Origin of the sequence: Acinetobacter sp. XS-4 (assembly GCF_023920705.1) — a bacterium.
Classification (GTDB): Bacteria; Pseudomonadota; Gammaproteobacteria; order Pseudomonadales; family Moraxellaceae; genus Acinetobacter.
Map to the genome: position 1 here is coordinate 570,713 of NZ_CP094657.1, position 14,345 is coordinate 585,057.

A 14,345-nucleotide genomic window follows, 5' to 3' on the forward strand; every position below is an offset into this window, starting at 1 on the left:
CTTGATAGTATGAATCTATTTTATAAAAGAAAAATTTAAAATGTTATGTGGATGTTACAGGAGAATTAAATGAAAGAAATGGAATTAGATTTTGGTGCAATTACTATCGATAACGCGACCTTTAAATCTGAAGGTTATAAGTTCTATGAAGGATTGCTTGGACAGATGAAACAATTCAAGGATAGTCCAGTCCAAGTACTCCAAACTGATGTCGTTCATAATGAAGCTATAAAGCATATTGGGCAAGAGATATCTAAAACACGCTCAACCATAGATCAAGCATTAAGATCAGCAAACAAACAATTAAAGATAAATGATGCAACTATAAGTAAGGCTAAAACATTACTGTCACTTAATGGGAGTGAACATGAAATTGCAGAATCAAGATTGCATGAATATTATGAGTTTATCGGAGCTATAAAATTAAATTCAGAAGACTATGTTGATTTATCGATTCTAATGAGAATGTATTTCTCTAATGAAGCTCCTTTTGAAACAGGAAAAGATAAGAAAAATGAATTTCCTGATGCCATTGCTTTGTTAACACTTGATGAATGGGCAGAATCGAATGATATTAATGTTGTTGCAGTGAGCCAAGATAAAGGATGGAAGGATTATTCTGAAAACTCAAAAAGGATTACTTTAGTTGCAAGTTTGGCTGAAGCTCTAGAAAAATTTCAGCCTCACAATAAGGTTGCCAGTATAATTACTCATATAAGGAAAGACTCATTCCTTGATGAAGATAATCATGTGTTGGAAATGATTCAGCAGGCACTTATTGATAGTGTTGATGGGTATGACATAAATATTGTAGTAGATTCACATATGCATGTTGATTGGGATGATACTTCGGCTTCTTATGTATCACATGAGTTTGATAAGGAAGAAAATGGATCAATCAAAATCAGTGTCGTAAGAATAAATGATCAATGTATTGTTCTTAAATTGGGGGCAGAGATAGAAGTAGAAGTAGAAGCTAATTTTTATTTTTCAATTAGAGATTCTATCGATAAAGATTATGTTAGCTTAGGTGGAAATGTGTGTACTACAATTGAAAAATATCATACAGATATACTATTAACTCTTTCTGGTGATTTTTCAAAAGATTTTGATGATATTAAAATTGAGCAAATTGAAGTTTTAGAAACTCTTTCAGAAGCTGATTTTGGTTACATAGAGCCAGATTGGAGGAATGAGTATGAATAAGAAATGAAGTCAACTAGGTGGAAGAGTAAATATTAAAACTTATCTCTTATGAGAAAAATATAGTTTTATTGAATTATTTTTTTAATATTTAAAAAATCAAATTTGTTACAGATATGTGGATATAATGTGATATCAATTCATAAATATGTCAATAAAAGAGGATTATGAGTACAAAAACAAATACGTTTAGTAGATTGGTTGCTTTATTCCTACTTTACATTTTTTTACTAGCAGTTGGCTTTTATATTTATGCTGTGATTATAGGGAAACCTGATAGTGGTGAGAGAGGAGCTACTATAGCAGGTATCTTAGGATGGACTGCTACTCTCTATGCTCCTGTAGCTGCATTCTTCATTATTGATATCTGGAAAGATCAAGTAAAACACCAAAAAGCTTTAGATCACTTGTCGAATGCATATAGTTTAGTCGGAAAGTTTAACACAACCTTAGAACGGTTAAGATTAGATCGTAGCTATACACACTTAGGAAGAGCATACAATAAAACTGAATATTTAGAATTTTTTCAATATACATCTAAATTAGAACTTCAGTTCTCAGAACAAGTGAATCTTTTAATAGCTATTTATGATGATATACAAAATGAGTTAAGTTTATATAAGCTAGCACTTGGAGATGAAAGCTTAGATTTTAATAACTTAACGTTAGAGCTTTTTAAAATTACGTATTATTTAAAAGATCTGTATAGTAAATTTATAGAGCTGCATCTTGATGCTAAAGAAGAAAATGATACATATATGAAGCTTACAAGATTAAGAGAGTTCCAAGTCTTGTTTTATCAATTAAGTGGAAAAGAGTTTTTAAATAGAAATAAGGATTATAATGAAAGTTTAGATAATATCTTTTTCTTAACTACAGAATTTATATTAGATAATATTAATTTTATTAAGGCTGAAATCATGAGAATGAGAAAAGGATTGTAGGCTTTAATCAATGTGAATTTATCAAAGTTGAGCGGGGATATGAAGAAACAAGAATTAATTGAAAAAGTAACAGGATGGATTCTAGCTGTTACCTTATATGGCACAGCAGTTTTCTATCTAGTTACCAAAGTATTAGGTATTACGGGTGATGATCTTGATGCTTTTGTAGGACTACTTGGTGTGGGAGCTACCTTGTTTGGTGGTTATATGGCAGTTTATTTATTTACTGATTGGAAGGAACAGCATAATAAAACATTATTTTCGGTTGAGGCGAAAGAGGCATTGGTACTTATTAATGATGATATTAAGATGTTTGCTATTGCTTCAAGTTATATTAAAAGACTAGATCAAAATAAACTTGCTACAGATGATTCCCTTGGTGTTTTTTTTGATAAATTAAGTGAAATTTTAAATAATAATATAAAAATTTCTGTTTCTATTTTAATCTTGCTTGAATTATCTGATGATAAGGAATTAGAAGAATATAGAGCAGAATATAATAAATTTATAAGTAAAATTTGTTCAGAATTTATAAAAATTTCGAGGAGTGATAAAACAGTTAAAGACCTAGTTGATTTTATGAATACAAATATGAGTAGCATTATTAATTTTAATAAATCATATAGGTCAAAAATGAAAAGTTTTATAGTGATGAAGTAAATAGCTTAAAATTTTTAATAGTAGAGATATAAAAACTATCTTAATTTTATAACTGATTAGGAGAGTTTTTTAGTACTTTAATAACTCCAAAACCCTTACGTCTTATGCCTTCTTTATCATCAACTTTAGCTAAGTAGCTGTATCTATACATTGCATCTATGAACTGTTCTTCTGTTCTTAAGTAATGTACAGGAAAGTTCCTTCCTTCTTGATAAGCAATAGTCCATCTAACTTCATTAGCTTGTCCGTTCTCTTATTACTTCTTCTTTTCTCACTCCATCTAACATAGCACATTCATAAATCATCTTATAAACAGTGTAGTAGCTACGATGTACTTCAGCATTGTAAATGAACATACAATGTAAGTGATGATTCTCATTTTCTGATAGTTCAAAGCTATAGAGATGTACTAAGCCTTCATCTTTAAACTTAGCTTTTAGACGGCGGTTAAACTTCTCAATGCTAAAAGTATCCTTGTCTGTAAGTCCTATAGTGATATGCATTGCTCTAGGCTTTGATATGTTCTTTAAAGACCAAAGCATTGAAGAGTGTATGGTATCTAATGAACTCTTTCTTAGTGAGTAATATGGATTTACAGCATAACCTTTAAATGTAGGTGTTTTTAATAAGTATTTTGGATCAGTCATTTTTAATTTCTCTTTAAATTATAATTTTTATGTAAGGTAAGGGTGTGTAAGATATAGATAGATACAAAGGGGATAGTGATAGATATATATCTATATAATACACAGTTAATATATAGCTTTAAGAAAAGCACATATTTAGATTTTTAAAGTAATTCTTAGTATTTTGTTGTTTGTTGAATTTAGGGTTATTTTGGATGTCTTTATGTCAGGATAGTAGAATTATATGTAGTGGTTAATATATCTAATAGGTCGATTCTACATTTAGCTGACATGCTATGTCAAATTAATAGAGTTATCAAAAATATGTAAGCCCAGTTTTAATTTATATTAAAGTTGTTTTGTATAACTATTAATAGCTCATAGACTCTTGATAGAGCGATTTAAAAACAATATTTGATATCTTGTGTCATAAAAAAATAGAGAGCTGTAAACGCAAATGAGAGCATTCTATAGCTACTGGTAAATAACTTAAGATTTTCTAAAAATGCCCTTGGTATTGTATATCCGTTAAATATGTGGAGAAATAGGCGGTATATATCAAAAAGTGCCCCCATACCCCTTATGCTCCGATTGCTAGGCTAGTTTTTCAGGAAGGAAGTTTTTTTATTTAAAATTTTGATTGTTGCGTATTCACTTCAGGGAGTAATTGTAATCAGTGGGGACATATCCTCCACGCCCTCGGTAACTTTCATTGTGTATCAGATATTATACAGTCGGTTGGATGCTGGCTGAACATGTAACTTGGTTACGAAGATGAGTCATAACTACTATGGTTAGCCGTTACAAGTTCAGCCCAGCTTATTTAACTGTTATTAGTTATAGAAACAGTTAAATAGAGTGGATATTTACGGTATATTTTATATAACTAATTGATATTAATGAGTATAAATTTGACAGGAGGCTAAAAGTGTGCTATGATAAATCGTGATTTGCAGGAAGGGGCTTATCTGCTATTTCCTTTATGGTTTGGAAACCATTAACATACCTAACGGTACGTTAACGGTTACGCTATCGCTTCCACGTTACCAACCATTACCTTCTTTTCCACTACGAAAACTATTTCAACTCCCTACGGGTCGTTTCATAGTTTTCTACGTTCTTTTCTTTATTACAGTCATAAAAGAACTACGTTCCCTCTGATGAGGTCACTTATTCTATTATTTCTTATTTTATTTTTATCATTATTATTTCGTTCCGCTAAGGCGTCACTCAAAATAACTATATCTTTCTTTAAATTTCTCTTTTCTTTAGAAAGAAAGGGTATATAGATTCTTTTTCCTTATGTTTAAATTATGGTGGTTAATAGATAATAAGTGTGAAAATATTTAACTAAGGGTAGAAAGGGAAAGAAATAGTTTTAGAGGAATTTTGTTTTATAATAATTGTAATTTTTATTAGGTTTTTTTTAGTATGTTTTCAAATATTAATTACTCAAGAAAACTGCATTAGCTCTTGCGTGTAATACTTACTAAGCTCCAGAAATTAATAAGACTCGATGCTAATCATATCGAATCTTATTAATTTCGGGAATGAAAATCTAAGATATTTACTCAACCATTTTTATAAATTTAGTTAAACAGGCACTATTTAATTAGAAATCATGATCTATTTGTCTTCTTAAATTCTTTAGCAACCTTATGTGCTTTGAATAATGAGAAGCCTACTGTGCCATAACCAGCTAATAAAGGGTTATGTCTTTCTAAGTAACGTGCTACTGAGTCTGTCGATACTTCTACAGCTACTGTCCACACTCGGCTTTCATTTCTATCTGGGTTAATGAAATTATCGGTTGTAGAATCTAAATCTTCGACTGTCGTATTAAGCATCAATTTAATTTCAGCTTTATCGTATTCAACTGACGTTAATCTTTTTATATCTATAAATGTTTCTTTGCTTAAAAATAGATGAAAATCTTGTCCTCTCAAAATATTTGGAGATTCATCTTTTAGGTAAGCAAGATTTTTATAGGCAACATTGTCTGTAGTTATTTTTTGAAAATCTGTAGATGGAATTAAACTGATTCCGACTGGTATGTTGTTCATTTGAAAATCAAGATTATCAAGTTCTGCTGTTATTCGATCAATCATTCTGAAATATTCTGTAAATTCAATTTTAGCTATAGAGCACAGCATAAAAATAAAATCAACATTTATAGCAGCTTCCCCACGTTCCATATTTCCATACGTTGCTTGTGCTATACCGAAGATCTTTGCAATCTCATTTTGCTGTAAACCAACCTGTGAACGTATAGTTGATAGCAGAAAGCCTGAAATTGCTCCTAAAGATGTTACGTATTCAAATTTTTCTTGTTGGTTCATCGGTATCTCCTAGTCATGCAACTATTATAGCACTTTTTTGGTTTTTAACAGTAAAAGCAATTTAAACATTTTTTATGATTAAAGCAGAAATTCTGTTGCAAGCAGTTTTTTCTGTGTGTATAGTCGCCTTATCCCTGATCAGGAATATCTTTTTAAAACTATTCCAAGAGGAAAAATTAAATGACGATCGAACAACTCCAAGCTTTAGTTGCTGCCAACGTTGCCAATGAAGAACAAATCGCTGAATTAAAACGTTTACAAGATGAGCAACAAAACCTAGCAGCCGATGATGATGCACCTACAGACATTCAAACTATTAATCAAACTGAAGCTGAAGCAGCATTAGAAAAAGTTAGCTACATTCATCAAAATGAACAAACAGCTTCATTACTAACTAGTTTTTTTGAGCAACAAAAACGTTTCATTCCCTTGATTGAGGATTCAGCTTTACAAGATATGCTTGCAGTTTCACAGCTTGCGAATGCGTACTGTAAAGGCTATCACCATGCACTAGCTTATAAAGTAACTGATAAGACAATGGCTGAACTACTTGTAGGTATACGCTGTGCTTTAGACTTTGATGCTGTGATTTCAGACCGAGAAGACTCTTATCAAATTCAAGTCGAGAAGCTTAAATCTCCATACGCGACACATGGCATTGTCACCGATGGCAATATGACAAATTCACCATTTCGTTCACATTCTAATAAGGCTGACATTAAACATGGATCAACCTTTATTGCTACTACTGGTGAATTACAGTACGTACATGCAAAGCAGCCTTCATTAGTTGCCTATGTGAAAGATGATATTGAGTTTGTAAAAGAGGATGTGAAACGTGAAGATTTCACGAAAATTAACCCTAAAACAGATATTGGTATCCTGATGCATAAAGTTCTACGTCAGAACTGGCGTGATGATTTAAACAGTATTATCAAGGAGTATTTAAGCAGTAAAGAAATTGATGAGCTAACGGCTGACTTAGTAGCTGAAACGGCTAAAGCATGGAAGCCATTTCTAGTGATTGCCAAGATGATTTCAGATGAAGTATTTAAAAACGTATATAGCATGATGCAGAAGTATACAGCTCAATGCTCTTTACCAGACATTTTCAAAGTATGCGTAGCAATTAAATTAGCTTTACCATCATTCAAAGCATTGATCGAAGAGTACGGTTTTCAACGTAGTTTGAACCAGAAATTGATTGATAAATGGCTTGATCATTACGGACAAAAATTATCTCCAAGCTTAACTAAAAAGGCTTTAGATGATGCACAGCTTAAATCTGAATCAAACCAATTCTGCTTTGGGGTGAATACAACTGGGTACAAAATTGCTGATCTTGAAAACTTGGTAACTAAAATACTGGCAACTAAACCTGAGCGTGTGGAGTCGCTTGAAAATGCTATGCTTGAACATGCTGCTAGTACAAAGAAAGCAGAGGTAATAAAAGCAGCCTAAATCGCTTTAAATCTAAAAGCCCCGTTGGTTTCTAATCATCGGGGCTTTTTCTTATTTATCTTCATCCTTTTTCAGTTTCACTAGATAGGTATTTGAAGCTGCTATTCGATTGAAACGGCAAATGTAAATCCCTCTTTTTTGTTTTGTCTGAAGGTACATGATTAGAGTAATGTACTGTTTGGATAAATAATAATCACTTGATCATGGTTAGTAGAATAAACATCCATAAAGACATCCAATATAAAATTCTTATTAAAATTGTTTTTTATTATCAAAGAGATGTAAGCATAAACCGAGTCCGACCCTCGGGACCATATTCAGAATCTTACGATTCTACAAAAACCCCTAAGCTAACGGCTTAGGGGTTTTTTGTTTTAGAAATTTTTGACGGAATTTTGATAATATATGATGAAGCAAAGCTGATTCAGTTGTACCGTCAAACACGTGAAGAAATGCGTTCTGGGTTAGTCTCTATTGCTGAGACTTATGCAAATCAATTTAAATAAAATACTTCAAAATGACCTTAAATAATTTAAAGAAAATCCTCTTATGGGTTTTAGTACTCATATTTGTTCTTATTGTATGGATAAAGTTTCCTCTGATTTTTAAAGAGTGGGTATTTAAACTATTAGTTAAGCCTCCTTTTACTCCAGAGGCATTTACTTCATTAGGTCCAATAGGTGACATTTTTGGAGCATTAACTGCGCTTTTAACATCTCTCACGTTAATAATTGTTATTTATACAGCCTATTTGCAGAGACAAGCTAATATACATGCAAGAGACGCAATGGCGGAACAGCTTAGGCAAGCAGGAAAGGCAGCAAAAAATCAGCTTGAACAAGCAAAAGAAGCTACAAAAGAACAGCTTGAACAGGCTAGAGAATCAACAACTCAACAATTAGATCTAGCCCAATCAACTCATCGTGCTCAACTTAAGGAAACAATATATTCAAATTTTATAAATACTTATAATTCTTTAATAAATTATAAACTTGCAAAATATAATTCGATTCAGATTTTCATTGATGGGCGAGTTTGGCATTCTGAGGAAATATTTAAAGAAATTGCACTTTATTTTTTAGGCCAGCGCCGAATATTTGACCTTAAATTGTCGAGAAGTGAAATAGGTGCCTTATATAATAAAACTTTAGATAATATTGCGGGTGCTGATAAAGGATTAAATGAAATCAATAGTTATTTTCTTTTATATCAAAGTATTTATGATTTAATTAATAACTCAGAAATCTCTGAAGAAGAGAACGTTTTTTTTAGGAAAACTACATCAAATACGATGTCTAATCATGAGCAGTTAACTTTATTATGGGCTGCTACATACTTTGAAGATTGTCATGAGTTAGTAAAAAATACTGGTATTTTTTCCCAATTTTACCCCGATGAACTAATACCTTTTTTAGTTACTTTTTTTGAAAAATCATGTTTTAGTCATCCCGATACTCTAAGTAAATGGGATCAATATCTAAATAACCAAAAACCGACCTAAGTCGGGTTTTTTTAATTCATTTGGCATGAATCGTGCGATTAATGTTGACCACTTGGTGGTGTAGCGTGTTGATGATGGCGCTAAATTCTTGTTCTTTTAAACCATCATCGACTTTCATTTTTGAAAAAGCAAAAAGTAAGTTTTGAAGGTTCTCAAGTGGATATTCAGTTTCTTCCAATATTTCTTTAGCTGTCATTTTCTTTTGGCTTTTAACTTCTAGTGTTGAGTGCATTTCTCTGTCCTGTCCATTAAACAAGAAGCTATTTGTAAACTCGCATTTCTAACATCTTACAACTCTTTACCTTCAAACATTTGTTGTATTTTCCTAAAGCATACTCACTTTATGTATCTGAAAACCTTTAATTGAAACTTCACATTTCTATTTTGAAAAGAACGTTGCTCTTTTTATGTACTGTGTTAAAGTTTGTAGTAGATCATAATGATTATAAGTACATTTTTTAAGAGCGGTTCCGACCAAAAACGACAAAATCTGTGAGGCGGGCAATGACATTCCAGCGTTTAGAACTAAATCAGGTTGAGCAATTAAGTGCTTGTAGGATATCTCTGTTACTCGGATTAAATGCCGAGCAGAACTACATCGAGCAATTTTTCCGGTTTAGTCTTCGTCTTTTGAAGTGTAAAAAAGCCTTATTGACTTTTAATCAGGAACCTTACTTTTGGCATCGTTGCCCCGAAGGTATGACTGCCATTTCTTTTAAGCCTTCGAAACATTTAAAACAGTGTTTTGCTAAACAACAGATCATTAATCACTTACATCCTTTCTATCAAAACTTAACCAATTATTTAAAAGAACTAAACATTGAGTGCAGCAGGGCATTGGCCGTGCATCTTTTGCACCCTGATAAAACCTCTATGGGCTTCGCGGTCTTTTTCGATGATGACGCAGCTACATTTGAAGATGATGATATTCAATTACTGCTCGATTACTGTTCTACTTTTATGCAGCAAGTCGAATTGAAGTTTAACTATGAAGAGTTAAACGAACTCTACGAACAACAAGTTGCGATTAATTCAAGTAAAACTAAATTTTTCTCGATTATTTCGCATGACTTACGAGCACCGTTTCATGGGTTACTCGGGTTTTCAGAGGTACTCGCCAAAGAGCGTGAAACTTTAGATGAGTCGAGTATTCAAAACATCGCAGATTATTTATATGACACCTCGCAATCGACTTATAACTTACTTGAAAGCCTACTGACATGGGCCATGGCAGAGGGTGGGCGTTTTGTTTATCACCCAATTAATTTTAAGCTTAGACAAGTCAGCAATATCGTTTGTGATGTACTGCACACGTTAGCTTTAAAGAAAAATATTGAACTGGTTAATGATGTTCCAGATGATTTAAATATCTATGCCGATATCAATATGATGACCTCTGTAATTCAAAATCTGGTGTCAAACGCGCTGAAATTTACAGATATTGACGGATCGGGCAAAGTCTTTATTGAAGCCAGACAAGCTGACAAAGATATAGAAATAATAGTTCGAGACACTGGTCTAGGCATGACTGGGCAACAAATGGCAAATTTGTTCCATCCACGTATTACAGCCAGCTTTAAGGGAACCGCAGGTGAAAAAGGTGCGGGCTTAGGTTTGAGTCTTTGTAAGCGTTTTGTTGAGATTAATCAGGGGCAAATTGATGTCAGCTCAAAAGAAGGTGTAGGAACGACATTTAAAGTTTTATTGCCTTCGGCTCAGGAATGTCATGAGGTTCATGCAGAGCATCACTCTTCAGCGGAAGCAAAATTAGTCTAAGCCCTTTTCCTACTGCTACTTGAACTGCTATAACTAAAAACAGAGTACGAGGAAAAGAGCTTTTTATATGAATGCGGAGCAGTTACAAAAAACATTGCGTGCGAGTCAGTATGCAGAACAAGTTTTAGGCTTGCATCAAGCTGTTTTAGAACAAGATTACCAACTAGATCAATTTACTGCACCGCTCTCGACCGAACAGATTTATCAATTTGTACAAACCACATTAGATGGAATTGGTGACGAAACATCTTGGATGCGTGGATTACGCATTTTACGAAGTCGTTTAATGTTCCGTTGGATTTGGCAGGATGCCAATCAGCTTACCGATGTTGTCACACTCACGCGCGAACTTTCTGATTTTGCCGATGCCAGTATTTGTGCGGCAAAGGATTTTGCACGTGTTGCGCTTGTGGCGAAACACGGTGAACCGATGAGTTACTCTGGCAAAGTTCAAGACTTGATTGTCGTTGCCATGGGTAAACTTGGTGCACAAGAGCTTAATCTATCGAGTGATATTGACTTGATTTTTGCTTTTGATGAACAGGGGGAAACCAATGGTCGTAAATGCATTGATGTACAGCAGTTCTGTATTTTGTGGGGACAAAAACTCATTTATTTGCTTGAACACATTACCGCAGATGGTTTTGTATTTCGAGTTGACATGCGCTTGCGTCCTTGGGGAGATGGCTCGGCACTAGCGATTAGTCATGCAGCTTTAGAAAAATATTTAAGTCAGCATGGTCGTGAATGGGAGCGCTATGCATGGATTAAAGCGCGCGTTGTAACTGGTGGTAAAGAAGGGCAAGACTTGTTGGAAATGACACGTCCTTTTGTGTTCCGTCGTTATGTTGATTACACCGCTTTTGCCGCTATGCGTGATATGAAAGCGATGATTGAGCGTGAAGTGTTACGTCGCCATATTGAGGATGATATTAAACTCGGGGCAGGCGGTATTCGCGAAATTGAGTTTATTGTTCAAGTCTTCCAGCTTATTTATGGCGGCTCTAAACGTGAGCTGCAAGACCGCCAATGTTTAGTCAGCCTTGAGCACATCGGTGAAGCAGGCTTGTTAGAAAGACAAGCGGTATTAGAACTTGAAGATGCCTATCTATTTTTGCGCCGTGTTGAACATGCGATTCAAGCGCTGAATGACCAGCAAACACAACTGTTGCCAGAAGAAGTAGACCTAAGACAGCGTATTATCGACACCTTGGGTTTTGCGAGCTGGAATGAATTTATTGATGTTCTTAACGAGAAACGTCAAAAAGTTAAAGTTCAATTTAAGCAGCTCATTGAAGATACAAGTTCAAATGCCGCAACTGAAAACTTTGGGCAATTAGAGCAGCAGTTAGATGAAGTGTTGGATGACAATGCGAAAAATCTGATTCATGAGTTCTGGCACGGTCACGCACTCAAAAAATTACCTTCAAATGCTGTCCAACGTTTAAAAACATTCTGGCCTCATTTAATTGAAGTAATCTTACAATCTGAACAACCTCAAACCGCACTTTTACGCTTAATGCCGCTGATTGAATCAGTCATGCGCCGAACTGTGTACTTGGTGATGCTGATTGAAAGTAAAGGTGCACTACAACGCTTAGTTAAAATGGCGACCGTAAGCCCTTGGATTTGTGAAGAGTTAACACAATATCCAGTGCTGCTTGATGAGTTTCTATCGATGGGCTTTGAGTTGCCAAAACGCAAGGACTTAGAGGATTCTTTACGCCAGCAGTTGCTTCGCATTGAGATTGATCAAGTTGAAGACCAAATGCGGGTACTTCGGTTGTTTAAAAAGAGCAATGTACTTACTGTTGCAGCAAGTGATGTGTTAGCGGAAAGCCCACTAATGAAAGTATCCGATGCATTAACCGATATTGCTGAAGTTAGTGTAAATGCAACGCTTAATTTGGCTTATCAGACTGTGGCAAAGCGTCATGGTTATCCATGTGATGTCGATGGAAAACGTTGCTCACTCGACTACAAAGCCTTTGCTGTTATTGGTTATGGCAAAGTGGGGGGCATTGAGCTGGGTTATGGCTCCGATTTAGATCTTGTTTTTATTCATTATCTCGATGAGCAATCAGATACGGATGGAACGAAGTCTATTACAGGCTTTGAGTTTGCTATGCGTGTCGCTCAAAAGTTTATGTCACTCATGACCACTCAAACGCTTGATGGTCGTGTCTATGAAATTGATACGCGCTTAAGACCTTCAGGTGAGGCTGGTTTATTGGTGACAAGTCTCAAGGCTTATGAACACTATCAGTTGAAAAGTGCATGGCTTTGGGAGCATCAGGCACTCGTTCGAGCACGCTCTATTGCTGGCGATGAGGGGCTTTGCCAGAAATTTGAAATATTTCGCCGCGAGATATTGACTCAATCTAGAGATGAGGCTTATGTTCGTGAAGAAGTGTTGAAAATGCGTCAGAAAATGAAAGACCACCTAGGTTCATCTTCTGAACAAAAAAAACATGGTATTTTTCATTTAAAACAGGATGCAGGTGGTATCGTAGATATCGAATTTATGGCACAGTATGCTGTACTTGCATGGAGCGGGACGAACCCCGATCTCGCCCATTATTCTGATAATGTAAGAATTTTAGAAGATGCTGCTAAAGCAGACTGCTTATCCAGTGAAGATGCCACAGCATTAATTCGAGCCTATCTTAGTGAACGTGCCGAAAGCCACCGTTTAGCCCTTGCAAATCAATCCATGCAAGTCAGCGCAGCGGACTGGCGTAGTACCCGTGCGGTCGTTTGCAATTTGTGGCAAAGATTAATAGACCCAACCGCTTCGGTTGAGTTGGATAGTGAATGATTTTATAACAATTTGGAGTGTTCCATGAATTTGGCTGATCGTGATGGTTTTATTTGGCAAGATGGACAATTAATTGATTGGCGTGATGCAAAGATTCACGTTTTAACCCATACTTTACACTACAGTATGGGCGTATTTGAGGGTGTTCGTGCTTATGAAACACCTAAAGGTACTGCCATTTTCCGTCTTCAAGACCACACAAAACGTTTGTTAAATTCAGCAAAAATTTATCAAATGAAAGTACCGTATGATCAAGCAGCGCTTGAACAAGCACAAATCGATGTTGTTCGTGAAAATAAATTAGCTTCTTGCTATTTACGTCCGCTTATTTGGATCGGTTCAGAAAAACTTGGTATTGCAGCAACAAATAACACGATTCATGCCGCAGTTGCAGCATGGGCGTGGGGCGCATACCTTGGTGATGAAGCAATGGCGAATGGTATTCGTGTTAAAACTTCATCATTTACTCACCATCATCCAAACGTGACGATGTGTAAAGCAAAAGCATCTGGTAACTACACATTATCAATTCTTGCTCACCAAGAAGTTGCACATTCTGGTTACGACGAAGCAATGTTAATGGACCCACAAGGTTATGTGTGCCAAGGTTCTGGTGAAAACGTATTCTTGATTAAAGATGGCGTTTTACACACTCCAGATATCGCTGGTGGTGCGCTTGATGGTATTACACGTCAAACAGTAATGACGATTGCTAGAGATCTTGGTTATCAAGTGGTTGAGCGTCGTATTACACGTGACGAATTCTACATTGCAGATGAAGCATTCTTCACTGGTACTGCTGCGGAAGTAACGCCAATTCGTGAATATGATGACCGTCCAATCGGTGCAGGTGGTCGTGGCCCAATCACTACTGAAATTCAAAAGACTTACTTTGATGCAGTTCAAGGTAGAAATCCGAAATATGAACACTGGTTAACTTACGTAAAATAAGTTAATCCGTTAACATAAAAAGGCGAACATAAGTTTCGCCTTTTTATTTTTGGCTTCGGGAGCTTT

11 protein-coding genes and 1 pseudogene are annotated in these 14,345 nt (G+C 35.1%); 9 read left to right on the forward strand and 3 right to left on the reverse strand.

The genetic code is table 11. From position 1 onward, the window contains the following. Nucleotides 1-69 precede the first annotated feature (69 nt). The 3 genes from MMY79_RS02840 (at nt 70) to MMY79_RS02850 (ending at nt 2,807) form a co-directional block, all read left to right on the forward strand. Complete coding sequence (locus MMY79_RS02840; RefSeq protein WP_252611834.1) at nt 70-1,206, forward strand: PIN domain-containing protein; 1,137 nt, start codon at nt 70-72, stop codon at nt 1,204-1,206. 164 nt (nt 1,207-1,370) lie between these two features. After that, complete coding sequence (locus MMY79_RS02845; protein ID WP_252611837.1) at nt 1,371-2,147, forward strand: hypothetical protein; 777 nt, start codon at nt 1,371-1,373, stop codon at nt 2,145-2,147. A 39-nt stretch (nt 2,148-2,186) separates the two neighbouring features. After that, nucleotides 2,187-2,807, forward strand: a complete 621-nt coding sequence (locus MMY79_RS02850) for a hypothetical protein (protein ID WP_252611839.1) — start codon at nt 2,187-2,189, stop codon at nt 2,805-2,807. A gap of 236 nt (nt 2,808-3,043) precedes the next feature. Here the strand turns inward: MMY79_RS02850 and MMY79_RS02855 are convergent, their stop codons facing one another. Together MMY79_RS02855 and MMY79_RS02860 are read right to left on the reverse strand one after the other, a co-directional pair. After that, nucleotides 3,044-3,454, reverse strand: coding sequence for a hypothetical protein (locus tag MMY79_RS02855; RefSeq protein WP_252611841.1), 411 nt, complete (start codon nt 3,452-3,454; stop codon nt 3,044-3,046). A gap of 1,598 nt (nt 3,455-5,052) precedes the next feature. Beyond that, entirely contained in the window at nt 5,053-5,772 is a 720-nt protein-coding gene (locus tag MMY79_RS02860) for a helix-turn-helix transcriptional regulator (protein ID WP_252611843.1), read from the reverse strand. Between the two features lie 180 nt (nt 5,773-5,952). Here MMY79_RS02860 and MMY79_RS02865 point away from each other — a divergent pair, with 180 nt between their 5' ends. From MMY79_RS02865 to MMY79_RS02870, 3 genes and pseudogenes are all read left to right on the forward strand, one after another. Then, complete coding sequence (locus MMY79_RS02865; RefSeq protein WP_252611845.1) at nt 5,953-7,233, forward strand: hypothetical protein; 1,281 nt, start codon at nt 5,953-5,955, stop codon at nt 7,231-7,233. A gap of 407 nt (nt 7,234-7,640) precedes the next feature. Beyond that, nucleotides 7,641-7,739 (forward strand): annotated as a pseudogene (locus MMY79_RS19440) (XRE family transcriptional regulator); the annotation flags it as partial. Nucleotides 7,740-7,750: 11 nt separating this feature from the next. Then, nucleotides 7,751-8,734 carry a hypothetical protein gene (locus MMY79_RS02870; RefSeq protein WP_252611847.1) on the forward strand — a complete coding sequence of 328 codons (984 nt, stop codon included), beginning with the start codon at nt 7,751-7,753 and terminating at the stop codon, nt 8,732-8,734. A gap of 16 nt (nt 8,735-8,750) precedes the next feature. On the opposite strand, the gene MMY79_RS02875 is transcribed toward MMY79_RS02870, so the two are convergent. Beyond that, entirely contained in the window at nt 8,751-8,966 is a 216-nt protein-coding gene (locus MMY79_RS02875; protein WP_252611849.1) for a hypothetical protein, read from the reverse strand. A 272-nt stretch (nt 8,967-9,238) separates the two neighbouring features. Between MMY79_RS02875 and MMY79_RS02880 the strand changes: the two genes are divergently transcribed. The 3 genes from MMY79_RS02880 (at nt 9,239) to MMY79_RS02890 (ending at nt 14,279) form a co-directional block, all read left to right on the forward strand. Continuing rightward, nucleotides 9,239-10,510 carry a HAMP domain-containing sensor histidine kinase gene (locus MMY79_RS02880; RefSeq protein WP_252611851.1) on the forward strand — a complete coding sequence of 424 codons (1,272 nt, stop codon included), beginning with the start codon at nt 9,239-9,241 and terminating at the stop codon, nt 10,508-10,510. A 67-nt stretch (nt 10,511-10,577) separates the two neighbouring features. Continuing rightward, nucleotides 10,578-13,328 carry a bifunctional [glutamate--ammonia ligase]-adenylyl-L-tyrosine phosphorylase/[glutamate--ammonia-ligase] adenylyltransferase gene (glnE, locus tag MMY79_RS02885; RefSeq protein ID WP_252611854.1) on the forward strand — a complete coding sequence of 917 codons (2,751 nt, stop codon included), beginning with the start codon at nt 10,578-10,580 and terminating at the stop codon, nt 13,326-13,328. A gap of 24 nt (nt 13,329-13,352) precedes the next feature. Continuing rightward, nucleotides 13,353-14,279, forward strand: a complete 927-nt coding sequence (locus MMY79_RS02890) for a branched-chain amino acid transaminase (protein WP_252611856.1) — start codon at nt 13,353-13,355, stop codon at nt 14,277-14,279. Nucleotides 14,280-14,345 lie beyond the last annotated feature (66 nt).